At 66.9% G+C, this 22,589-nt stretch carries 25 protein-coding genes and 1 tRNA gene; 16 read left to right on the top strand and 10 right to left on the bottom strand.

Annotated elements, in window-relative coordinates; all coding sequences use genetic code 11:
- The 3 genes from ACODSL_RS16995 to ACODSL_RS16985 all read left to right on the top strand — a co-directional run.
- Nucleotides 1-191: hypothetical protein (locus ACODSL_RS16995; RefSeq protein ID WP_488901908.1), on the top strand; the 191-nt coding region annotated here is incomplete at its 5' end.
- A gap of 83 nt (nt 192-274) precedes the next feature.
- On the top strand, nt 275-631 hold the full coding sequence (locus ACODSL_RS16990) for a hypothetical protein (RefSeq protein ID WP_488901907.1): 357 nt from the start codon (nt 275-277) through the stop codon (nt 629-631).
- Nucleotides 632-697: 66 nt separating this feature from the next.
- Nucleotides 698-1,129: a hypothetical protein gene (locus ACODSL_RS16985; protein WP_488901906.1), complete on the top strand. Its 432-nt coding sequence runs from the start codon at nt 698-700 to the stop codon at nt 1,127-1,129.
- Here ACODSL_RS16985 and ACODSL_RS16980 read toward each other — a convergent pair.
- Nucleotides 1,126-1,935, bottom strand: a complete 810-nt coding sequence (locus tag ACODSL_RS16980; protein WP_488901905.1) for an enoyl-CoA hydratase — start codon at nt 1,933-1,935, stop codon at nt 1,126-1,128. The genes ACODSL_RS16985 and ACODSL_RS16980 overlap by 4 nt on opposite strands.
- A 61-nt stretch (nt 1,936-1,996) precedes the next feature.
- Here ACODSL_RS16980 and ACODSL_RS16975 point away from each other — a divergent pair, with 61 nt between their 5' ends.
- The gene (locus ACODSL_RS16975; RefSeq protein WP_488901904.1) at nt 1,997-2,830 is read left to right on the top strand and encodes an enoyl-CoA hydratase/isomerase family protein; all 834 of its coding nucleotides are present in this window, start codon (nt 1,997-1,999) and stop codon (nt 2,828-2,830) included.
- A gap of 92 nt (nt 2,831-2,922) precedes the next feature.
- Here ACODSL_RS16975 and ACODSL_RS16970 read toward each other — a convergent pair.
- Both ACODSL_RS16970 and cpdR read right to left on the bottom strand, forming a co-directional pair.
- Nucleotides 2,923-2,997, bottom strand: a tRNA-Val gene (locus ACODSL_RS16970).
- Nucleotides 2,998-3,058: 61 nt separating this feature from the next.
- Nucleotides 3,059-3,415 (bottom strand): cell cycle two-component system response regulator CpdR, encoded by a 357-nt coding sequence (gene cpdR, locus ACODSL_RS16965; protein ID WP_488901903.1) that lies wholly within the window; start codon nt 3,413-3,415, stop codon nt 3,059-3,061.
- 147 nt (nt 3,416-3,562) lie between these two features.
- On the opposite strand from cpdR, the gene ACODSL_RS16960 reads away from it, so the two are divergent.
- The 5 genes from ACODSL_RS16960 (at nt 3,563) to ACODSL_RS16940 (ending at nt 12,236) form a co-directional block, all read left to right on the top strand.
- Entirely contained in the window at nt 3,563-4,462 is a 900-nt protein-coding gene (locus ACODSL_RS16960; RefSeq protein ID WP_488901902.1) for an N-formylglutamate amidohydrolase, read from the top strand.
- Between the two features lie 400 nt (nt 4,463-4,862).
- A complete protein-coding gene (gene typA / locus ACODSL_RS16955; protein ID WP_488901901.1) occupies nt 4,863-6,698 on the top strand; it encodes a translational GTPase TypA in 1,836 nt (611 codons plus the stop codon).
- 213 nt (nt 6,699-6,911) lie between these two features.
- Nucleotides 6,912-8,036, top strand: a complete 1,125-nt coding sequence (locus tag ACODSL_RS16950; RefSeq protein WP_488901900.1) for an AlbA family DNA-binding domain-containing protein — start codon at nt 6,912-6,914, stop codon at nt 8,034-8,036.
- Between the two features lie 344 nt (nt 8,037-8,380).
- Nucleotides 8,381-9,427, top strand: a complete 1,047-nt coding sequence (locus ACODSL_RS16945) for a DUF4238 domain-containing protein (RefSeq protein WP_488901899.1) — start codon at nt 8,381-8,383, stop codon at nt 9,425-9,427.
- Nucleotides 9,428-9,893: 466 nt separating this feature from the next.
- A complete protein-coding gene (locus ACODSL_RS16940; RefSeq protein WP_488901898.1) occupies nt 9,894-12,236 on the top strand; it encodes a DEAD/DEAH box helicase in 2,343 nt (780 codons plus the stop codon).
- 6 nt (nt 12,237-12,242) lie between these two features.
- Here the strand turns inward: ACODSL_RS16940 and ACODSL_RS16935 are convergent, their stop codons facing one another.
- Both ACODSL_RS16935 and ACODSL_RS16930 read right to left on the bottom strand, forming a co-directional pair.
- Nucleotides 12,243-12,635, bottom strand: a complete 393-nt coding sequence (locus ACODSL_RS16935) for a nuclear transport factor 2 family protein (protein WP_488901897.1) — start codon at nt 12,633-12,635, stop codon at nt 12,243-12,245.
- 57 nt (nt 12,636-12,692) lie between these two features.
- Nucleotides 12,693-13,073, bottom strand: coding sequence for a DUF6481 family protein (locus tag ACODSL_RS16930; protein WP_488901896.1), 381 nt, complete (start codon nt 13,071-13,073; stop codon nt 12,693-12,695).
- Nucleotides 13,074-13,195: 122 nt separating this feature from the next.
- Between ACODSL_RS16930 and ACODSL_RS16925 the strand changes: the two genes are divergently transcribed.
- Nucleotides 13,196-13,588: a nuclear transport factor 2 family protein gene (locus ACODSL_RS16925; protein WP_488901895.1), complete on the top strand. Its 393-nt coding sequence runs from the start codon at nt 13,196-13,198 to the stop codon at nt 13,586-13,588.
- Here the strand turns inward: ACODSL_RS16925 and ACODSL_RS16920 are convergent.
- Nucleotides 13,585-14,040: a GNAT family N-acetyltransferase gene (locus ACODSL_RS16920; protein WP_488901894.1), complete on the bottom strand. Its 456-nt coding sequence runs from the start codon at nt 14,038-14,040 to the stop codon at nt 13,585-13,587. The genes ACODSL_RS16925 and ACODSL_RS16920 overlap by 4 nt on opposite strands.
- A 45-nt stretch (nt 14,041-14,085) precedes the next feature.
- Between ACODSL_RS16920 and ACODSL_RS16915 the strand changes: the two genes are divergently transcribed.
- Genes ACODSL_RS16915 through ACODSL_RS16905 form a run of 3 tightly spaced genes read left to right on the top strand, consistent with a single transcriptional unit; the run spans nt 14,086 to nt 15,956 of the window.
- A complete protein-coding gene (locus ACODSL_RS16915; protein WP_488901912.1) occupies nt 14,086-15,249 on the top strand; it encodes an aminotransferase in 1,164 nt (387 codons plus the stop codon).
- A gap of 39 nt (nt 15,250-15,288) precedes the next feature.
- Nucleotides 15,289-15,525: a FitA-like ribbon-helix-helix domain-containing protein gene (locus tag ACODSL_RS16910; RefSeq protein ID WP_488901893.1), complete on the top strand. Its 237-nt coding sequence runs from the start codon at nt 15,289-15,291 to the stop codon at nt 15,523-15,525.
- Complete coding sequence (locus ACODSL_RS16905) at nt 15,522-15,956, top strand: type II toxin-antitoxin system VapC family toxin (protein WP_488901892.1); 435 nt, start codon at nt 15,522-15,524, stop codon at nt 15,954-15,956. Before ACODSL_RS16910 ends, ACODSL_RS16905 begins: the two co-directional genes overlap by 4 nt.
- On the opposite strand, the gene ACODSL_RS16900 is transcribed toward ACODSL_RS16905, so the two are convergent.
- Complete coding sequence (locus ACODSL_RS16900) at nt 15,953-16,729, bottom strand: SDR family oxidoreductase (protein ID WP_488901891.1); 777 nt, start codon at nt 16,727-16,729, stop codon at nt 15,953-15,955. The two genes, ACODSL_RS16905 and ACODSL_RS16900, sit on opposite strands and share 4 nt — an antisense overlap.
- Nucleotides 16,730-16,911: 182 nt before the next feature.
- Between ACODSL_RS16900 and ACODSL_RS16895 the strand changes: the two genes are divergently transcribed.
- Nucleotides 16,912-17,283: a hypothetical protein gene (locus ACODSL_RS16895; protein ID WP_488901890.1), complete on the top strand. Its 372-nt coding sequence runs from the start codon at nt 16,912-16,914 to the stop codon at nt 17,281-17,283.
- Complete coding sequence (locus tag ACODSL_RS16890; protein WP_488901889.1) at nt 17,280-18,287, top strand: hypothetical protein; 1,008 nt, start codon at nt 17,280-17,282, stop codon at nt 18,285-18,287. Before ACODSL_RS16895 ends, ACODSL_RS16890 begins: the two co-directional genes overlap by 4 nt.
- 1 nt (nt 18,288) lies before the next feature.
- Here ACODSL_RS16890 and ACODSL_RS16885 read toward each other — a convergent pair whose 3' ends face one another.
- From ACODSL_RS16885 to ACODSL_RS16875, 3 genes are all read right to left on the bottom strand, one after another.
- Complete coding sequence (locus ACODSL_RS16885) at nt 18,289-19,431, bottom strand: alpha-L-fucosidase (RefSeq protein ID WP_488901888.1); 1,143 nt, start codon at nt 19,429-19,431, stop codon at nt 18,289-18,291.
- A gap of 66 nt (nt 19,432-19,497) precedes the next feature.
- Complete coding sequence (locus tag ACODSL_RS16880) at nt 19,498-20,253, bottom strand: extensin-like domain-containing protein (protein ID WP_488901887.1); 756 nt, start codon at nt 20,251-20,253, stop codon at nt 19,498-19,500.
- 106 nt (nt 20,254-20,359) lie between these two features.
- Entirely contained in the window at nt 20,360-20,911 is a 552-nt protein-coding gene (locus ACODSL_RS16875) for a carboxymuconolactone decarboxylase family protein (protein WP_488901886.1), read from the bottom strand.
- Nucleotides 20,912-21,021: 110 nt separating this feature from the next.
- Between ACODSL_RS16875 and ACODSL_RS16870 the strand changes: the two genes are divergently transcribed.
- On the top strand, nt 21,022-22,431 hold the full coding sequence (locus ACODSL_RS16870) for an MFS transporter (protein ID WP_488901885.1): 1,410 nt from the start codon (nt 21,022-21,024) through the stop codon (nt 22,429-22,431).
- Nucleotides 22,432-22,589 lie beyond the last annotated feature (158 nt).

Here is a 22,589-nt window from a genome sequence, read left to right as displayed (position 1 = left end):
GGCATCAACGGCCTCACACCATGGCAGCGTGTGAACAACCTTCTTGGAAACGACACCTAGCCCCCCTTCGCCGTCTGGCGCTCATCGGGGGCGCCGCCATCCTGGCCGCCCTTCTGCTCAGCGCGGTGATCATCGCGAGCCACGAGTTCTCGTACGTGATCCAGCAGAGCATGTCCGGCTGGAACAGATAGCCGGGACCAAAGGTCCCACACTTTCGAAAATCATCATCGCATCCGCCGCGCCGACACCTCGGCGCGGACGGGAGGAGTTTGTCATGAAGCGCAAGATTCTGGGTCATCAGGTCGCTGACCAGCTGTTCGCCGCCGAAGCCGCTATCGACGGCGCCCTCTCTGCGGTCGCAACACTTACCGCCATGCTGCCGACGGCGCGCATCGAGGCCCGCCTGTCCGCGATCGTCGGCCAGGGCGTGTTCGACCGGTCCAGCCAGACCATCGCCGCCCTCATCGAAGCCCGTCGGGGCATCGTCGAAACCCACCGCGAGCTGTCCGGCGTGCAGCACAGCATCGGCTTGGGCGCCGTCGCCCTCGGCGGCGATGACAAGCCCGACGAAAACGTCCCGCCGATCGAGGGCCGTCTGCGGACCGTGGCGGGTGGCCGCACCGCGGCCTGAGCCTCTTACGTCATCTGCTGAATTGAGATGAAATGGCCGGAACGATCCGCGAGGTGCGTTCCGGCCATGTTTCTGACTCCAGCCTCCCAGATCGGCGCGCTTGTCATGGCGCTGATCTGCGCCTTCACGGCGTGGGCGGGGGGGCGATCGCAGAAGGTCGTGGCCCTGGTCGTGTTCGTCACCTGGATCGCTTCCGCGGCGGTTCAGGATCGTTCGTTCAAAAACCCGGACTATGCCCAGCTGGTGTTCGACACCGTTCTGATGATCACCTTCGTGGTCATGGCCATCCGGGGACGCCAGCCGTGGCTGGGCGGTGTCGCCGCGTTCCAGACCCTCACCATGGCCAGCCATTTCGCCATGATCCTCGATCACCGCATCTGGCCCAAGGCCGCGATCACCGCCTACATGATCTGGAGCTACATGGTGCTGGTCTGCGTCCTGTGGGGCGGCGTCGCGGGCCTGCTCGAGCGGCGGCGAAACAGGCCCGCGTCCGGCTAAAGCCCGGTGAAGGCCGGCGCCCGCTTCTCGACGAAGTGGGCCACGCCTTCCTTGAAGTCCGCCGAGGCGAAGCTCTCGGTCATGTCGCCGTTGGCTGTCTCGATCGCATCACCCAGGCTCTGGAACTGCGCCGCCCAGATCTCCTGCTTCATCACCCGCATCGAACGCGGCGAGACCTCGGTCGCCAGCATGCGGGCGTAGGACATCACCTCGTCCATGAAGCGGTCGGCCTCGATCACGCGATTGACCAGTCCGATCCGCTCCGCCTCCTGCGCCGTGACACGACGCGCCGAGAACAGCAGGTCGGCGGCATGGGCGAACCCGACCAGCCGCGGCAGCAGCCAGCTGACGCCGTGCTCGGCGATCAGGCCCCGGCGCGAGAAGGCGGTCGTGAAGACCGCCTTGTCCGACGCGAAACGGATGTCGGTATAGAGCGCCATGACCATGCCCAGCCCCGCGCAGGCGCCGTTGATGGCCCCGATGATCGGCTTGGGCACACTGGGAAAGTAGGAATAGGTCTTGCGGAAGTCCTCGGCCGCGTCCGGGTCGAAGTGACCGTCGACGACCGCCTCGCGCTCACCCGTCCCGATCTGCTGCAGGCCGTTCATGTCCGCGCCGGCGCAGAAGCCGCGCCCGGCGCCGGTCAGAACGATGACCTTGACCGCGGGATCGTCGGTCGCAAGCCGCATGGCCGCCTTGACCTCGGTATGCATCTGGCCCGTCCAGGCGTTGAGCCGGTCAGGCCGGTTCAGAGTCACGACGGCGACACCGTCCTCGACCTGATAGAGAATGTCCTGATAGCTCATGGCGGCCTCCCGGTTTTCTTGTTGCCGGGAGCCTACCGCAGGCGAGACGGGAGTCGAGGCGATGACGGCCAGTGCGTTCGGAGAATCCGCGTTCGGGACCCTGATCTGCGACCGTCCGGCGCCCGGCGTCGCGCGGATCATCCTCAATCGGCCGCAGGCGATGAACGCCTACAGCTTCGGCATGACCCAGGAGTTGCAGACCGCGATCGCCGCCTTCCGCGATGACGATGCGCTGAGGGCGCTGATCCTGACCGGCTCGGGCGACCGGGCCTTCTGCACCGGCGGCGACATCTCGGGCAGCGAACCGGCCCATTCCGCCGCCGTGGCCGCCGCGCCGATGGGCCATGGCCGTGAGATGCGCGAGGGCATGCAGGCGGTGGTGCTGGCCCTGCGCGTTCTGGACAAGCCGTCGATCGCCATGATCCGAGGCTACGCGGTCGCCGGCGGACTGGCCCTGGCCTGCGCCTGCGACTTCCGGCTGGCGGCGGCGAGCGCGAAGCTGGGCGACACCAGCAACAAGGTCGGTCTGCTGCCCGACGAGGGCGGCGCCTGGCTGTTCCCGCGCCTCATGGGTCTCGATCGCGCGCTGAAGATGACCCTGCTGAGCGAAGTCTATGACGCGGCGACGGCGGCCGGACTGGGGCTGGTGACCGAGGTCGTGGCGGACGAGGCGCTGGAAACCCGGACCCTCGATTTCGCCGAGGCCCTCGCGACCCGCGCGCCCCTGGCTGTCCGGCTCAGCAAGACCATGATGGTCCGGGCCGGCCAGATCAGCCTCGAGGACTCGCTGATCGACGCCCAGCACGCGGTGATGATCGCCAACCCGAGCGCCGACGTGCGCGAAGGCATCGCGGCGTTCCGCGAGAAGCGGTCGCCAAGATTTGAAGGGCGTTGATCAACCGCCCGCCTTCGCCGGAGTTTCGGCGTGGCATCTTGCACTGAATGGGGAGGTTCCGGCTTGCCACCCGAAGCCCGCAGGGCGAAGGGTGGTGGACACGACTGGGATTGAACCAGTGACCCCCTCGATGTCAACGAGGTGCTCTCCCGCTGAGCTACGCGTCCTTACCGGGGAGGCCGGCGGTATAGCGATGCTTTGAGCGCCGCGCAACCGGTCAGAGCGGCTTCAGGCCGCCATCATCCGTTCGACCTCGGTGACGATGTCGCGCAGGTGGACGGGCTTGCTGAGCACCTTGGCGCCGGCCGGGGCGCGCTCGCCGGCGGTCAGGGCCACGGCGGCGAAACCGGTGATGAACATGATGCGCAGGCCGGGGTGCCGGGCGGCGGCGTGGCGGGCCACCTCGATGCCGTCCATGCCGGGCATGACGATGTCGGTCAGCAGCAGGTCCCAGTCCTGGTCAAGGACGGCGGCGGCTTCTTCGCCATCGGCGCAGGCGGTGACTTCATAACCGGCGCGTTCCAGCGCCCGCGCCAGGAAGTTGCGCAGCGAATCGTCGTCTTCGGCCAGGAGAATGCGTGGCATGGTCTGAAAACGGGCCCCCGGGAAACTTGCGACAGAAACGCATGCTAACCTGTCAGGCGTAAAGGCGCGATGAAGCTCGCGCGCGAGGTGAGTGGCGAAAGGCTTTGACCCGGCCCCGTCCGGCGCCGATCATTCACCGTGATGGACATGCGGCGCGAGATTTCCGGACGGGACGGGTTGGAGGCGGATGACGCGGCCTTCACCCTGGTGGCCGCCGATCCGCCGCTGACGCCGCTGGTGTTCGCCTCGCCCCACTCCGGCCGGTACTACCCCCGGGAGATGCTCGAGGCGGCGGCGGTCGGCGCGGAGGCCCTGCGCCGGTCGGAGGACGCGTTCGTTGATGCGATGATCGCGCCGTCCAGCGATGTCGGGGCGGCCGTCATAACGGCCCGCTACGGCCGCGCCTGGATGGATCTCAACCGCGCGCCCTGGGAGCTGGACGCGGCGATGTTCAGCGACGACCTGCCCGAGTACGCCCGGGGGCGGTCGGCGCGTGTCGCGGCGGGTCTGGGGGCGATCGCCCGGCTGGCCGCGGAAGGCCGCGAGATCTATGCCCGCAAGCTGACCTTCGCCGAGGCCCGGGCCCGGGTCGAAGGGACCCACAGGCCCTACCACGACGCGCTGGACCGCCTGCTGGCCAGAGCCCGGTCCGCGCACGGCATGGCCGTGCTGATCGACTGGCACTCGATGCCGGAGGCCGCCGCGCGCACGGCCGTCACCGCCCGGCACGGCAAGGGCTGCGACATTGTCCTCGGCGACCGCTTCGGCGCGTCCTGCACCCGCAAGCTGACGGATCTGGTCGAGCGGGAACTGGAAGGGATGGGCTACCACGTGGCGCGCAACGCCCCCTACGCGGGCGGCTACACCACCGAGCACTACGGCCGCCCGGCCAGCCGAACCCACGCCCTGCAGATCGAGATCAGCCGGGCGCTCTATCTGGATGAAAAGACGCTGGAGCCGACCGCGGGGCTCGCGACGCTGACGGCCGACATCGGCAAACTGGCCGCCGTGCTGGCGCAATCCTGGCCGACCTTGCGATCCGCCTGAGCGGCCCGGACCGCAGGCCAAAAAAAAGCGGCGACCGAAGTCGCCGCAGTTCATTAGGGAGGAAACGCCCAGGAAGGGCAGAGGGGCAAAGCCGCCTCACACCTCCAAGTTAGTGTGCGGCGCACAAAAGACAAGAACAAAACATGCGTCGGACCCGAGAAATTCTGTGGCCGACATTCGGAAAACCCTATGCCGTTGGGGCATTCTTGCCAAACCAGTGTCATTGTGCGATGCACAATGCCCAGGCAGTCGCCGCCTGAATTCACGCTTTGACGAATAAAAACAGCCGTTTGACGGCGCCCCGATCCGCGTCATCCCCCCGGGGTGGCTAAACCCGGCCGGCTCGCGTACAAGCGCGCGCCTCCCGCTCCCGCCCGTCCGTTTCCGAAAAAGTCGTCTCATGTCCCTGCGAAATATCGCCATCATCGCCCACGTCGACCATGGCAAGACCACCCTGGTTGACCAACTGCTGGCCCAGTCCGGCGTTTTCCGCGCCAACGAGGCGCAGACCGAACGCGCCATGGACTCCAACGACCAGGAGCGCGAGCGCGGGATCACCATTCTGGCCAAGTGCACCTCGGTGCTGTGGCACGGCGAGGCGGGCGACACCCGCATCAACATCATCGACACCCCCGGCCACGCCGACTTCGGCGGTGAGGTCGAGCGCATCCTGGGCATGGTGGACGGCTGCGTGCTGCTCGTCGACGCCGAGGAAGGCGTCATGCCGCAGACCAAGTTCGTGCTCGGCAAGGCGCTGAAGATGGGCCTGAAGCCCATCGTCTGCCTCAACAAGGTCGACCGGCCGCACGCCGATCCCGACCGGATCCTCAACGACGCCTTCGACCTGTTCGCCATCATGGGCGCCACGGACGAGCAGCTCGACTTCCCGCACATCTACGCCAGCGGCAAGCAGGGCTGGGCGACGATGGACATGAACAAGCCCAACGACAACCTGGGCCCGCTGTTCGACCTGATCGTCAAGCACGTGCCGAGCCCCAAGGCCGAGGCCCGCAAGGACGAGCCGTTCCAGATGCTCTCGGTGCTGATCGAAAGCGATCCGTTCCTCGGCCGCCTGCTGACCGGCCGCATCGAATCCGGCAAGGCCGTCCCCGGCATGGCCATCAAGGCCCTGTCGCGCGACGGCAAGGAAATCGAGCGCGGCCGCATCACCAAGGTGCTGGCCTTCCGCGGCCTGAAGCGCCAGCCGGTCGAAGAGGCCACCGAGGCGGGCGACATCATCGCCATCGCCGGCCTCAGCAAGGCGACCGTGGCCGACACCCTGTGCGCCATGGACGTCACCGAGGCCCTGCCGGCCCAGCCGATCGATCCGCCGACCATCTCCATGACCGTCTCGGTCAACGACAGCCCCCTCGCCGGCCGTGAAGGCGACAAGGTGCAGAGCCGCGTGATCCGCGACCGCCTGCTGAAGGAAGCCGAGAGCAACGTCGCCATCAAGGTCAGCGAGACCGCCGAACGCGACGCCTATGAAGTCGCCGGTCGCGGCGAACTGCAGCTGGGCGTGCTGATCGAAAGCATGCGCCGCGAAGGCTTCGAGGTCTCCATCAGCCGTCCGCGCGTGGTGTTCCAGACCGACCCGGAAACCGGCGCCCGCCTCGAGCCGATGGAAGACATCCAGATCGACGTCGATGACGAGTTCAGCGGCATCGTCATCGAGAAGCTCAGCGCCCGGAAGGCCGAGCTGAAGGACATGGGCCCCTCGGGCGGCGGCAAGACCCGCATCCAGCTGCTGGCCCCCTCGCGCTCGCTGATCGGCTACCAGGGCGAGTTCCTCACCGACACCCGCGGCTCGGGCGTGCTGAACCGCGTGTTCAGCCACTACGAGGCCTACAAGGGTCCCATCGACCAGCAGCGCAAGGGCGTGCTGATCTCCAACTCCGACGGCGAAACGGCGGCCTACGCCCTGTGGAACCTCGAGGATCGCGGCACGATGTTCGTCGGCGGCGGCGAGAAGACCTATGAAGGCATGATCATCGGCGAGAACGCCCGCACGGACGATCTCGACGTCAACCCGATGAAGGCCAAGCAGCTGACCAACGTCCGCGCCAGCGGCAAGGACGAAGCCATCCGCCTGACCCCGCCGCGCCGCCCGACCCTGGAACAGGCCATCGCCTACATCCAGGAAGACGAACTGGTCGAGGTGACCCCCAAGAACATCCGCCTGCGGAAGAAGGTCCTGAACCCGAGCTTCCGGAAGCGGCGCGTCAAGGACGAGTAGCGCTCAGCGGGACAGACACCTGCGGTGTCTGTCCCTTATGATGCAGCGGCCGAGAGGCCGGCGATTGAAGGCGGGACGCTGAAGGGCGGCCCGCCTTTTGCGTTTGGGGGCGGGGACAATGGATCGCTGAATCGGCCAAGTTAGAGTGGGGCGTGTCTCCCTTTTCACAAGCGCCCCTTTTCAGCCGCCGCTGTCCCCGTGATAACCGACGACATGATTGACAAGCCACTCGACCAGATCAGCGTCGCCGACCTCGAAGCCCTGGTGAACTATGGCCGGTCTGAAGGCCGCAGCTTGGACTTTAAACTGACCTTTCCGGGTACCGGCGAAAGGGCCGTTAAGGACTTCCTCGCTGACGTGACCGCATTCGCCAACACCGATGGCGGGGATATTGTCATCGGGGTGCGGGAGGACGGCAACGGTATTGCCGCCGAGATCGTCGGCATATCTGCCGCAGCCTTGGACAGCGATCTGCTGCGGATCGAGGATCAGCTACGAAACTGTGTCGATCCGCGCATTCCCCAGTTCTGGGTGCGGACGATCACACTAGCGAGCGGAAATGTGGTCCTCGTGATGCGCGTGGGCAGTAGCGCTGTCGCTCCCCATCGCGTCACATACAACAAGAGTAGCCGCTTCTTTGGCCGGAACAGTCGGGGAAACTACGAATTGAGCACCGGCGAGCTGCGGCAGGCGTTTGCGGCTTCGGATGAAATGCCGCGCAAGATTCGGGATCTTCATTGTCGGGCCGTCGAGGCGACAATCGGGAAGGACATGCCTTGCCGCTTGGACGAAGCGCCGGCCGCGGTTCTAACCGTCGCTCCCCTGTCGGTTCTGCGTGAGGCGCGCGATATCCGCGTGACGCGCGAGACGGCGGTTCTGCCACCGCGTGTCAGTGGCGGGATACACATGGTGATCGGCCTGGACGGCCTAGTCGTCCACTCGCCGATCGACCCAGACAGCAAGGCGGTGCGCACATGGTCGGTCAATCACCGGCGTGGCTATGTGGATTTCGCCTGGGCGATCGGGCGAACGCAGGACGGGCAAAAGATCATCTGGCGCAAGTATTTTGACGAACAGGTAATCGGAGCGGCGCGCAGTGCGGTAGCGCGCCTGAGAAGTTTAGGCATTGAGGGGCCGTGGGTCGCGATGGTGACGTTGACCGGCATACGCGAATACCGCGTCGTCATAGACGCCAGTTACTACACGGATGCAGCGTGGCAAGACCCGGCCTACCTAGGCGAGGTCGTCGATGACGCGCTCGGGCCGGAGAGCTTGCAGCCGCTCATCGATGGCTTCTGGCGTTTGTTTGGAGTCGATCAGGCTCCTCGGGACTTCTGATCCGAGCGTAGGCACCAAAAACGGCGAATACCGAAGACGGGGCACACCCGCTCATTTCGCGGATATCGGTCCCAATGGGGCAGGGGTCACTATGCCCCAGACATCATCGCCCTCATTACCTCCACCTCCTCCGGAATGCCGATTGAGCACCCCGATCAGTCCCACCGCCGCGTCGCTCGGGGCCATGATCCCGCTCTCGCACTCCTGGAACACGCGGCGTCCGCTATCGACCGTCGCTTGCCCGCTTCTTGCACTCCATCCTGAAGCCCGCAATCCGATCTAGCTGGCGAGCGCAATCGGGTGTTCATATATTGTTCGCAAGCGAGTTGCTTCGAGATAAGGCAATGACGGACGGCCCCTCTAAAACAAGAGGACAGCACTACGTGCCCTGCATGTTGCAGAGCGCGTTTGCCACGGCTGGTCGGGGAAAATTCGACCAAGTCTATGTCTTCGACAAACAAGAAGATCGAACCTTCCGGACCGCACCAGAAAACGTCCTCCATGAGCGCGACTTCAACCGTTACGAGGACGGCAGATACATCGTCTGCATGGAAGAAGGCCTCGGGAAGATCGAGGACCAGGCAGCCCCCGTCTTCAAACGGATTAGGGAGAGCCGGTCGTTGGCGTGGCTAACGCTGGAAGATCGCGTCAAGGTCATGGCTTTTGTCGCGCTCCAGCAGGTGCGTGGGCCGAGCACGCGGTACAATATGATCGACATTGGGGAGAAGATGCGTGAGCGCGTCCGCTCGATGGGTCACGATCCCGAGGATATCCCCCAGCTGCGAGGTGGTGATGATCCGGGAATGATCAAACTGACGGCCATGAAGCTAGTTCAGGAGAACCTTCCTAGTTTCACAGAGAGCTTCGCAGACAAAGTAATGCTGTTGGTCGGAGCAGCACCCGGAACCACATTCCTGCTTGGCGACAGCCCAGTTGTTAAATCCAACCAGAACGAGATGGGGATCAGAGGAAATCTCGGCCTCAAATCAGCAGGCATTGAAATCTACTTGCCCCTCGCCCCACACCTCGCTGTGGCATTCTGGTGCCCGACGCTGCTGACGTTTCTGGAACACGGGCTGAAGCAGTCGGAAGAGAGCTACCGCAAAACTGCCCCAGTCGCGCTGCTAGGAGTGGGACAGGAGGCCGACAAGATTCGAGAGATGCATGCTGACCTAAGGGTGCGGCTCGAACGGCTGCGAGCGGACATCGAGGCAATCCGGGACCAACGCCCCCTGATGAGCAGTCCCGAGAATATGGACTACTACAATTCGCTTCAGGTGATTCACGCCGAGCGCAGGGTGATCTCCGCGACAGGTGACTTTTCTTTGGTGCGCAACATGATCGCGGGCGACGAAAGTCTACGGACCGGACCGAGAATGCAGCTGGCCTAGCTTCCTGGAGGAGACCCAAATAAGCCTCAACCCCCACCACCCCCTTCATCTCTTGCCGAGACGATCGCCGGACGAGCCGGGTTGCTCAAGGGTGGCCCTGCGGGCCATCGCCTCCGGCGACGCGAAGCGCCCTTGACCAACCCGGCTCGTCCGGCAGGCTGGCCTGCATGAGATCGAAGGGGATCCCTCTCCACCGCCCGCGGGGAGGGGGCCGCACAGGCGACTCACGTCGCATCGCTTGAAGCGCCCGATCCTGCCAAGCCGGCGCCGCCCCCTCCGGCCTGCTCCGCAGGCCACCTCCCCCTCGCTGCGCTCCGGGGAGGATCGCCGTAGATCGCCGCCGGGGTGGCTTTTCCACAGGTTTCGCTGTATGAGCCCGCCTTCACCTACTCCGAAACGCTGAACCAGCCCCTCGCAGGCGCGAGACATGGGCGTCCGACGCGTTTTCGCACCGTCAGGACGACCGATGACCTTTCCTTCCGTGAACCCCGCGATTGATCGCGCGCTTGTCGATCAGGGCTATCTCGAGCCCACCCCCGTGCAGCTGGCCGTGCTGGAGGCCGACGCCGAGGGGCGCGACCTGCTGGTGTCGGCCCAGACCGGCTCGGGCAAGACCGTCGCCTTCGGCATGGCCATGGCGCCGACGCTGCTGGGCGAGGAAGAGCGCTTCGGCCAGTACGGCGCGCCGCTGGCCCTGATCATCGCCCCGACCCGCGAACTGGCCCTGCAGGTCAGCCGCGAGCTGACCTGGCTCTATGCGAAGACCGGCGCGATCGTCGTCTCCTGCGTCGGCGGCATGGACGCCCGCAGCGAGCAGCGCACGCTGAACCGCGGCTGCCACATCGTCGTCGGCACGCCCGGCCGCCTGCGCGATCACCTCGAGCGCGGCCACCTCGACCTGGCGTCGCTGAAGGTCGCCGTGCTCGACGAAGCCGACGAGATGCTCGACCTGGGCTTCCGCGAGGACCTGGAGTTCATCCTCGAGGCGACGCCGGCCGAGCGCCGGACGCTGCTGTTCTCGGCGACCATCGCCAAGGACATCGCCACCCTGGCGAAGACCTTCCAGCGCGACGCGGTGCGCATCGACACGACGACGCGCAATGCCCCGCACGGCGACATCGAGTATCGCGCCATCCGCATCGCGCCGAACGAGATCGAGCATGCGGTGGTCAATGTGCTGCGCCACTTCGACGCCGGCGGCGCCCTGGTGTTCTGCGCCACCCGTGACGCCGTGCGCCACCTGCACTCCAGCCTGCGCGAGCGCGGCTTCGAGGTCGTCGGCCTGTCGGGCGAGATGGGCCAGCGGGAGCGCAACGACGCCCTGCAGTCCCTGCGCGACCGCCGCGCCCGGGTCTGCGTCGCCACCGACGTGGCCGCGCGGGGCCTCGACCTGCCGGACCTCGGCCTGGTGATCCACGCCGACCTGCCGGTCAACAAGGCCGCCCTGCTGCACCGCTCGGGCCGCACCGGCCGGGCCGGCAAGAAGGGCGTGTCGGTCCTGCTGGTGCCCTACACCCGCCGCCGCAAGGCCGAGATGCTGATCGGCAACGCCGGGGTCGAGGCCGTCTGGAGCGGTCCACCCAGCGCCGAGGAGATCCGCGCCGGCGACACCGTCCGTATGCTGAACGACCCGACCCTGACCGAGGCGCCGTCGGAGGAGGACCTGACCCTCGCCCGCACCCTGATGGAGGGCAAGACGGCCGAGGAGATCGCCACGGCGCTGGTGCGCATGTACCGCGCCCGCCTGCCGGAACCGGAAGACCTGTATGACGGCGGCGACCGCGGCGCCGGCCGCCCCGAGCGCGCGCCGCGCGAGTTCGACGACGGCGGCGAGCGCGGGGCCCGCGACCACGGCGAGTTCGCCGATGCGTCGTGGTTCCGACTGTCGATCGGCCGCAGCAAGAACGCCGATCCCAAGTGGATCCTGCCGCTGATCTGCCGTCTGGGTCACGTGACCAAGAAGGACATCGGCCAGATCCGCATCTTCGACAACGAGACCAAGTTCCAGATCTCCGGGGAGATGAGCCCGCGCTTCGCCGAGGCGATCAAGGCGACGGCGGCCGAGGACATCAAGGTCACGCCCTCGACCATGCCGACGTCGAAGGACTTCGGCCCCAAGAAGCGCGACTTCGCCCCGCGCGGCGATCGTCCAGAGCGGACGGAACGTCCTGAGCGCAGCGAGCGCCCGGTTCGCGCCGAGCGTCCGGCGCCGTCCGGTGACCGTCCCGAGCGCACCGAGCGTCCCGCCTGGAAAGATCGCGCCCCGCGCGTCGACGCCGCGCCCGCGGCTGAGCGTCCCGAGTGGAAGCCGCGCCCGCCGCGTGAGGATCGTCCTGCTCCCGCCGGCGACCGTCCCGAATGGAAGGCCCGCCCGCCCCGTGAGGAGCGGGCCGCGCCCGCGGCCACCGTCAAGCCGCGCCGCGAATACGACCGTCCGCGCGACGCCGCGCCCGCGCCCAAGCCCTACCGTCCTGAAGCGACCTCCGACCGTCCCGCCTTCAAGAAACCCCGCGCCAGCGACAGCCGCGGCCCGCGCGAGTCGGCCCCCTACCAGCCCGAGGGCGCCGCGCCCGAGCGGGCGCCGTTCAAGAAGCCGCGCGACTTCAAGGGCGGCCCGCGCAATGACACCGGCTTCAAGAAACCCGACGGGGCGCCCGCGAGCCGCGGCGCCTTCAAGACCGGCGGCGACTACAAGGGCCCGAAGGCCGGCGGCAAGCCCAAGCCGTTCAAGGCCGGCGTTGAGTCCTCGTTCAAGGGCCCCAAGAAGACCTTCAAGCCCAAGAACAAGGGCAACGACTGGAAGCCGTAGCTCCCGTCAGTCGCCGGACAGCGTCACGAACAGCTCTGACTCGATGACCCACTGGCCGGTGACCTTGCGCCAGGCGGCGAGATAGGTCCCGGTCAGGACCGTCTCGCCGTCCGGGCCGCGCCAGAGCGCCGTCCAGCGCCCGGACTCGGCGGCCCGCGCCCCGGCGGCGTCGAGCTCGACCGTATCGGTCGTCCGCTCATAGGTGACGAAGGCCGGGTCGATGAACTGGGCGGCGAAGGCCTCAAGCACCATGGCCGCGCCCGTCAGGCGGCTGCCGTCGCCGGCGATGACCGTCATCTCCGGATGGAAGAACGGCTTCAGCCGCGCCGCGTCATGTGCGGCGATCAGCCGGTTGGTCAGCTTGCGGCGCGCCCGGATCGCATCGGCGGGAGAGGTCATGATCTCCCCCTAGCCTCCCGTCGGCGCGGCGTCGATCCTGGGTCCGCCGTCAGGCGGTCAGCGGCCCATGCGCTTGGCTTCGCGCTTGGCGCGGGCCTCGGCCTTGGCTTCGGCCTTGCGCGCCTTGCGCTCGTCGCGCTTCAGGGCGAGCTGGGCGTCGGCGTCGTTCAACAGGGCGAGACGGCGCTCTTCGGCGGCGGCGGCTTCGGCCTGACGCTGAAGTTCGGCCTTGGCTTCGGCCGCCTTGCGGGCCTCTTCCTTGGCCAGTTCACGGGCGGCGCGGGCCGCCTCGCGCTCAGCGGCCAGACGCTCTTCGCGGTGGACAAAGTTGGGATCGGCGACGGCGGGCTTGGGCTTGAACTTGGCCAGCATGGCCTTCTTGGCGTCCGCCGCGGCCTGTTGGCGCTCGGCGAAGGTCGGTTGCTTCAGCAGACTCATAGGATCTTTCAGCGATTTTTCACGGGGGCTTAAAAGCGAAAAATCCGGGGCGAGGCAAGCCCGGTTTCGCCGGATCGACCACCTCTGTGGTAGAAGCATCGCACCCAGACCGGAGGTTCCAGATGACGCCCGCCCCGATCCAGCAATGGCATGCCTACATGGAGACGCTCGATGCGGCGACGCTCAAGGACCTGCTGGCCGAGGACGTCGTGTTCGAATCGCCGGTCGTCCACACGCCGCAGGCCGGGCGGCCAATCACGATGAAGTACCTGCTCGGCGCGGCGGCCGTGCTCAATAACGACAGCTTCCACTATGAACACGAGTGGTTCTCGCCGACCGGCGCGGTGCTCGAGTTCGTCACCGAGATCGACGGCATCAGGATCAACGGCGTCGACATCATCCACTGGAACGACGCCGGCAAGATCACCCGGTTCAAGGTGATGGTGCGGCCGCTGAAGGCCATCAACCTGCTGCACCAGAAGATGGGCGCCATGCTGCAGAGCATGGCGGGCTAGAGCGTCAGGGCCATCCAGACGTCGCACCGCGAATAGGGTGTGTCCTGCGCCTGCAGGTCGGTGAAGCCCATGGCGCGATAGAGACCGAGGGCCGGCCCCAGCGCGCTGTTCGTTTCAAGGTACAGACGGGGCGCGCCGAGCGCCCGGGCCCGTTCGATACAGGCCTGCATAAGATCGCGGCCGAGGCCTGTCCCGCGCGCTACCTCGCTGACCGTCATCTTGATCACCTCGAAGCCGCCGTCAGGCATGGCTTTGAGGCCTACGCAGCCGATCGCGTCGCCTACCGTGTCTTCGGCCATGAAGATATGGCCTCCCGGGGCGATCACCTTGCCGACCGGATCGGCCAGCACCTCGGCGTCGGCGGGCTCGATGGCGAAGTGCCGGGTGATCCAGGCTTCGTTCAGCGTTCGCCACGCCTCGGCGTGACGGGGTTCGAAATCGACGATGGGCATGGCATGAGTTTGGGCAAGGCCGGTTCCGCCCGCAAGGAGGCTCTCGTGATCCACCCCGTCTACGCCGACCTGCCGACGACCATCTTCGAGGTGATGAGCGGCCTCGCCCGCGAGTCCGGCGCGATCAACCTGGGCCAGGGATTTCCTGACGAGCCGGGGCCGGAAGCGGTGCGTCGTCGCGCGGCGGAGGAAGCGCTGAACGGCTACAACCAGTATCCGCCGATGCGCGGTCTGCCTGAGTTGCGCAGGGCGGCGGCCGATCACTATGCCCGCTTTCAGGGTCTGGACCTCGACTGGCAGACCGAGGTGACGGTCACCTCCGGGGCCACCGAGGCGCTGGCCGCCGCCTTCCTCAGCCTGATCTCGCCCGGCGACGAGGTCGTGCTGTTCCAGCCGCTGTACGACGCCTACACCCCGATGGTTCGTCGCGCGGGCGGCGTTCCCCGCCTCGCCCGGCTTGAACCGCCGCACTGGCGCATCACCCGCGAGATGCTGGACAGCGTCTTCACGCCGAACACGCGGATGGTGGTGCTGAACAACCCGGTGAACCCGGCGGCCGTGATCTTCTCCGACGCCGAGTTGACCCTGCTGGCGGAATACTGTGTGGCGCACGACGCGATCGCCGTCTGCGACGAGGTGTGGGAGCAGATCGTCTTCGACGGCCGTGTCTTCCGCTCGATGATGTGCTTCCCCGGCATGCGCGAGCGGACGGTGAAGATCGGCTCGGCGGGCAAGATGTTCGCCCTGACCGGCTGGAAGGTCGGATTCCTCTGCGCCGCTCCGGCGCTGACCAGGGCCCTGGTCAGCGCGCACCAGTTCCTGACCTTCACCACCCCGCCGCCGTTGCAGGCGGCCGTGGCCTGGGGCCTCGACAACTGCGCCGACTGGTTCGCGACCATGCCTGGCGCGCTGCAGGCATCACGGGACAGGCTGTCGGCCGGCCTGACCCGCGAGGGCTTCAGCGTCCTGCCTGCGGCCGCGACCTATTTCCTCAATGTCGATCTCGCGGCATCCGGCGTGACCGAGAGGGACCGGGACTTCTGCCTGCGCGCCGTCAGGGAGCACGGCGTGGCGGCGATCCCGGTCTCGGCCTTCTATGAACAGGACGCCCCAACCCACATCATCCGCCTCTGCTTCGCAAAGCGCGACGAGACGCTGGACGCGGGGATAGAACGGCTGGCGGCGGCGCGGATTGCGTCTATGGCGTGAATTTGCTATCATTATCGCAACCTTCAAGAAGTGCGCGTCATGGCCAACCTGCACGTCCGAAACCTCGACGATGAGCTCGTCGAACGCCTGAAGGTCCGCGCCGCCGAGAACGGCCGATCCGTGGAAGCCGAGCATCGGGACATCCTGAGGCGTGCGCTGGACGACGCCCGAGGACTAAGCTTCGAGGAGATCTCCGCCAGGCTTCGGACTGCGACGGCGGGTCGCAACCATACGCCGTCCGAAGTGCTCATCCGTGAGGGCCGCGAGGATCGATGAGCCGTCTGGTCGTCGACTCCAGTGTCGCGATCAAATGGTTCGTCAGCGAGGACGATTCCGACGCCGCCCTCGATCTGCGCGATCGACACCAACTCGTGGCGCCGCATCTGTTGATCGCCGAATGCGTCAACGCCTTCTGGAAATTGGCGCGACGTGGCCAATTGAGCGCCGACGAGGCGGTTCTGGCCTGTCAGGGTCTGGCCCTGAGCGAGGTCGCCCTGAAGGACATGATGGGCCTGTCGGTCCAGGCCGGAGCGATGGCTATCGCGTTCGACCACCCGGCGTACGACTGCTTCTTCCTGGCGCTCAGCGCCGCGGAAGGCCTGCCGTATGTCACGTCGGATCTCAGCTTTGTCCGCAAGCTGCGGGCGGCGAAGTTCGACGAGGCCGAGGTGCTGACCCTCGCCGAAGCCGCCGCCCTGACCGCCTAGATCGTCGCGCCGCCGTCGACCACCACGGCCTGGCCGGTCATGAAGGTGCCGGCCGCCGAAGCCAGGAACACCGCCGCGCCGGCGATCTCGTCCGGCTCGCCGATGCGGCGCAGCGGCACGGTTTCGGTCGAGCGCTTGAGGGTCTCGGGATTGTCCCACAGGGCCTTGGCGAAGTCGGTCTTGATCAGGCCCGGCGCGATGCAGTTCACCCGGATGCCGTGCTTGCCGTACTCGTGGGCCAGGTTGCGGGCCAGCTGGAAGTCGGCCGCCTTCGAGATGTTGTAGGCGCCGATCACTGGGCTGCCGCGCAGGCCGCCGATCGAGGAGACGATGATCACCGCCCCGTCCTTCCGCTCGATCATCTCCGGGATGACCATGCTGATCAGCCAGTGGTTGGAGACGATGTTGTTGTCGAGAATCTTGCGGAACTGGTCGTCGGCGATACCGGCGAGCGGGCCGTAGTAGGGGTTGGACGCGGCGTTGCAGACGACGATGTCGACCTTGCCGAACGCCGTGCGCGTCTCGTCGACCAGCCGCTGCAGGTCTTCCTTCGAGGAGATGTTGGCCGGAACCGCGATGGCCGTGCCCGCGCCGTAGGTCGCGTTGATCTCGGCGGCGACCTCGTCACAGGGGCCGGCCTTGCGCGAGGAGATGGTCACCTTGGCGCCGTGCTGGGCCATGCGCTCGGCGATGGCCTTGCCGATGCCGCGCGAACTGCCGGTGATGATCGCGACCTTGCCGGTCAGGTCGAAAAGGGTGCCTTCGGCAGCCATGACGTCTCTCCCCTAAACGCTTGTTTGAAGTTGCCGGGCAACCTGAGGCGAAGGGGTCGTGGCGTCAAGCGACTGCCTGAACAAGCCAATATCCCGATTGCCTCAATTCCCCCTCCGATTGCATTTGACTCCAACGATCCCCCATGACGAGATGACTACCTTGGGTTGCTCTTGGGGGCTTGGTGACTCGACGGCGTTCACAATTCTGCCTGCTCGTCGCAACCTGCGCGCTCGCGACCGGCTGCACGACGATCAGGATCGAAGGCCCCGAACCCAGGGTCGAGCGCCACCTTGGTGTCGTCAGGATCAGCCCCGGCAAGGGCGCCGGCGTCCTGGTTTACCAGGTGCGCGGCGCCGGTCTGGTGCCGGGCGCCACCGGCGTGACCATCGGCTACGCCCGGGAAACCGCCGCCTACTTCTATGACCCCGAGCAGTGCCGCGTGGTCCTGTTCGCCGAGACCTCGGCCGGAATCGACGCCTTCTTCGCCGCCCTGAAAGCCCAGGGCGTCACGACCACCAACATTTGCGACATCAGCCCGAAGGAAAAGCCATGACCAGAATGGTCCTCAGCATCTGTTCCGCCGCGTTTCTCGCCAGCGCCTGTGCGCCGCTTGCGCAGGCGCCGCTCGTGTACAGCTCGAAGGTATCGGGCGGCCTCTCGATTGTTACGACGGTCGCGGACTCGCCAGGCGTGGACGTCAACATCGGGTACAAGGCCGCTGATACGGCTTATGTGCCCGTGGCAGTCTCGCAGCCCTGTACAAAGGCTGCAGGATCGACCGGCTGCAACGGCTTGAATCCGATTACGGTCATATCTGCAGGCGACAACAATTCCTCAGACGGCGACATTCGAGAAGAGCGCCTGGAAGCCGCCCGTAAGGCCGCCTCGGAGGCTTTGAAGCCGGAGGCCAGGGCGCAGTCGGAGGTCGACAAGGCCAGGATCGCTCTGGACAGCGACCCTGCAAATCAACAAGTCCTCGCGCTCCAGGCCAGGCTGGATGTGGTTCGCACCTTGCCGGCGAATCCTGATGGCTCGCCAGCTTCGATTCAGGGTGAGACGGAAGCGTCGTTGACAGCAAAACGGGATGCCGCACAGGCTGCTATTGCCAACCTGCGCTCGACGCTCGCGGCCCGACAGCAGGAGCTGACCGCAGCCAGCGACGCGCGAAAGAACGCCGACACCCTGGTGGCCGCGCTGGAAGAGTCCCTTCGTCGTCAGGGATCCAGCGTTCGTCAGGACGCCTACTCCGTGTTCGGCAGCTTCAACAACACCACAAGCGGTAACGGGAGCACATCGTCCAAACCCGGTGAAGGCTCGTCCTCACCCTCCGTTACGGCGAGCATGACTCTCGGAAAAGTCTTCTCTACGGGCATGGCATCCCAGAATGTGACGGACGGGTTGAGGCGGAGCGCCACGATTACCGCCACCGCACAGTGCTTGCAGGCAGCCCAGGTCCTCATTCAGGGATCCGGGGTTACCGATTCCGCCAAGGTGACGATGACCCAGCAGGCGTTCGCCGCCTGTAGCGCGGGGCGGTCAGCCGACGCCGACCACTAGTTCAACCCAACGCCCGCCCCAGCGCCCGCAGCGTTTCCGACTGGATCTCCGGGATCGTCGCGTCTGCGCGTGGGCCGACGTTGATCAGCAGGTTGCCGCCGCCGGCCGTCACCTCCCGGTACAGGTCGAGCAGTTGCGGGCCGGTCATGTAGTCGTCGGTCGCCTCGGCCGCGTTGTAGCCGAAAGCCAGACCGAGCCCCCGGGTGGACTCCCACTTGCCCTTGCCGACCATGTGGTCGCCGGTGGTGTATTCGACCGTGCGGAAGTCGCAGTGCGGCGGCGTCGAGGTGCTGCCGCCATGCACCCCGACCTCGGCGATCCGCGCCTTCACCATGGCGTTGAACGCGGCGCAGTTGGCCGGATCCCGCAGGCTCTCGAACAGCGGCTTCGACGCCATCCAGCGATCGTTGATCACCCCGTCGGGCACGACGGCATAGTAGTGCTCGAACAGGCCGGGCAGGTCCTCGACGTTGGGCCAGGCGATGTCGTTCCACAGGACCGAGGGGCGGTAACGGTCGATCAGCTCCCGGGCCTGGGCCAGGGCGTAGGCGCTGTAGGCCTCGTCGGTGGGGACGCAGGCGAACATCTCGCCCATGTTGCGGATCAGGCTGGGCCGGAACGTCCAGTCCAGGCCGCCGGAGTAGTAGAGGCCGTAGCACATGCCCCGGGCCCGGACCGCCTCACCCAGTTCACCGACGAAATCACGCTTCGAATGCCAGCCGGGCCGGTTCGGGTTGTCGACCCCGGTCGGCCAGAGGCAGAAGCCGTCATGGTGCTTGGTGACGAACACCACGTACTTCGCGCCCGCGGCCTTGAACAGGTCCGCCCAGGCGTCGGCGTCGAAAGCGGCCGCGGCGGCCTCGAACGGCTCGCGGAAGTTGGCATAGGGCGCATCGCCCCAGCGTTCCTGGTGATAGGCGCGGGTCGGACTGTCGGGATCCCGCAGGGCGTTGTCGTACCACTCCGCGTAGGGTCCCAGCACGAAGGCCCGCTCGTAGTCGCTGACGAACAGATCGGTGATCGACCGCCCCGCCGGCGCGAAAGCGGGGATCGCGGCCATCCCCCAGTGAATGAAGATCCCCAGCTGAGGCTCGGCATACCAGTCAGGGACAGGCCGCCCCACGAAGCTGCTGAAGTCCGCCATGTCTGTCCCCGCGCCGTCTTGTCGTTCGACGAGGGTCTCCCGGCCTCCCCAAGGGAAGGCAACGGCTCAACCGCACTTCGGCCAGCCGCCCATGTCCAGATGGAAATGGTCGTGGTGCTCGACGTTGTAGTCGGGACTGAGCGTGGTCAGGAAAATCCGGCAGCCGCCGTCGCGAACCCGGTGCAGGAAGCGCCCTTTGGGTCCCGGATCGCCCCAGTCGCGGGCCACGGAAATTACCGTGCCGTCGGCCAGACGGAATGCGGCGACGTCGATGGCGTTGGCCGTTGCGTGCTCGCTGATCGGCCCTTCGGTGCGATTGTACTGATGGCGGCAGGCATAGCTGCCGTAGTGATCGATGCCGACCACCGCCTGGCCCAGCTCGTCGAAGGCCGCAGTCTGGACCACCTGACGCTCCCAGATGCTGAAGGCCAGCGCCTCCTTGCAGGTCAGCGGGGCGTCGGTCGGAGACAGCGGTGCGAGGCCGGAGGTCAACCGGACCGTATCGCTCAGTCCACACTGGCCGACGGTGGCGGGAACTTCGACATACTCGATGCCGCCCTGGGCGAGGATCGCGCGGCAGGCCGCCGGGTCGTCTCCCGCGCGGGCCGCCTTGATCCGGGTCGAGGCGCCGACCGGATCGATCACCTCGAGTGTCTTCCACGGCAGGTGCTCGCGGGGGATCGCCCGGTCCGCCACCAGCGTCATCAGCCCCACCAGTCCCCACAGCAGGACAAACCCGATCACCCGCGCCGCCAGCGTCTGGCGTCGGGCATGCCTCTCGATGTGAGGCTTGCGGGATTGCGGTGCGCGATAGGCGGCCATGGGGTTTCCGGCGCGAAGCTGATCCTTGCCTGCGTCAGGAAAATGACAGCCTCGCGGGCTGTCCTATAGGACCGCCGGCTCCTTTTGGGGAGTCCGGCGGGGGGCCTTACCGCCGCAGTGCGTCGACAACCACGCTGCCGGCGGGCGGGTCGATGTCGGTGCGGGTCGTCTCGGTCAGCCGGGCCATGGTCATGTAGAAGCCGCAGGTCAGGATGATCTCGACGATCTCCTTGGGGCTGAAGTGCTTCTGCGCCTCAGCCAGGGTCTCTTCGCTGGATTTGACCTTTTCGATCACCTCGGCGGCGAAGGCCAGCAGCGCCTTTTCCTTCGCGTTGAAGCTGGCGTCATCCAGGCGCCGGGCCGCCAGGGCGTCGATCTGCGGCCGGGTGCAGCCGCATCGCAGGCCGATCGGCACGTGCTGGTTCCACTCGTATTCGCCGCCTTCCAGCTCGGCGACCAGCAGGATGACCAGCTCGCGCAGGTCGGCGCCGAGGTCCTGCTTGCTGAGGATCGCCCCGCCGAAGCGCAGGGCCGGTTCCATCATCGTGTCGGCGTTGGCCAGCATGCGGAAGATGTTCAGCTTCGCCGCCAGCTTGTCCCAGTAGTCCTTCGCCTTGGGCGGAAGTTTGTCGATATCGGCGAAGGGGACGAGGGCCATGGCGCGTTTCCTTGTTCAGTCGTTTTGTCGTTTCGCCATTTTTGCGCGGCCTGAACGCGGACGCCAGCGCCCTTGGCGGGACCGCCGGATACGTCCATTTAAGCTCACTCATGGCGAACCCGATCGACAAGACCGACGGCGCGGGCTGGCGCGACCTGATGGCGCCCGGCCTTGCGGCGCGATTCGCGTTTCTTTGCCTCGGCATCTGGCTGAACGCGGCGGACGCGCTGGTGACGGTCACCCTGACGCCGACCATCGCGAAGGACATCGGCGGGTTTCAGTATTTCGGCTGGTCGGTGGCCGCCTTCCTGCTGGCCTCGATCGTCGCCGGCGCCGCGTCCGGGCGGGTCTCGCTGGCGTTGGGCCTTCGACCGGCGACGGCGCTGGCGGGGGCGGCCTATGCCGTCGGCTGCGCGATCAGCGCCCTGGCGCCGAGCTTCTTCATCTTCGTCGCGGGACGCCTGATCCAGGGGCTCGGCGCCGGGGCCGTCGTGGCCCTCTGCTATGTCGCCATCAACGCCCTCTTCCCTGAAAAGCTGTGGGTGAGGGTCTATGGAGCCATCGCCGGCGTCTGGGGGGTGGCGACCCTGTTCGGGCCGATGATCGGCGCGGTGTTCGCAGAAGGCGGGGTCTGGCGCGACGCGTTCTGGTTTTTCGGCGCCCAGGGCCTGATCTTCGTGGCCGCCACCTTCCTGTTGGTGAAGAAGTCCGTTCCTCCACCGGAGACGAAAACCAGGGTTCCCATGTCGCAGCTCGTCGTACTGACCGCGGGCGTGACGCTGATCGCCGCGGCAGGCGTTGTGGGCGCCGTCTGGATGGCCGTCGCCCTGGGGGTCGCCGGGCTCGCCAGCCTCGCGCTGCTGCTGCGGATCGACGCCAGGGCCGGCGGGGTGTTGCTGCCCCTGTCCGCCGGCGACCTGACCCGGACGGCGGGCGCCGGCTATCTGATGATCTTCGGGCTGGAGGCGGCGACCATCACCTTCACGGTCTATGGTCCGGCCTTCGTGCAGGTACTGCACGGGGCCACGCCGCTGGTTGCCGGCTATGTGATCACCGCCATTGCCGCCGGCTGGACCCTGGTCGCCATGCTCGTGGCGGGGGTGCAGAACCGTGACGGGCAGATGATCCGGCTGGGGGCGACGCTGGTCTTCCTCGGCACGGCCGGCGGCGCCTGGGCGGTACCGCACGGGTCGATCGCCTCGATCGTCGCGGCCATGATCGTCATGGGCGCCGGGTTCGGCATGTCCTGGGCCTTTGTCGCCAAGCGCATCGTCGCCAGCCTGCCGGACGCCGAACAGCCGCTGGGATCGTCAGCCGTCCCGACCGCCCAGCTGATCGGAGGCGCTTTCGGGGCCGCCGCCGCCAGCGCGGTCGCCGGCGCCCTGGGGTTCGCCGACGGCGTCGACCCCGGTCTGGCGCTGGCCAACGGCCCCTGGCTGTTCGCGGCCTTCCTGCCGGTGTCCTTCGCGGGCTGGCTGGCCGCCTGGCGGCTGGGCGGACTGACGCCGCCGCAGGACTGACCGCAGCGCGCCGCCGGTCACGCCGACCGCCAGCAGCATCCAGAGGCCGCCCGGCGTGCGCACGGCCCAGACGAGTCCTGCAACCGCCATGGCCAGACTTGAGGACAGCACGATCCAGCCGAGCGCCGTCAGCCTGTGGTTCGGCCGGCGCAGGCGAT

The sequence above is a fragment of the Caulobacter sp. FG121 genome (assembly GCF_057809815.1).
The sequence above is the reverse complement of the archived record's forward strand: the minus strand, read 5'-3'. Positions and strand labels throughout refer to the sequence as shown.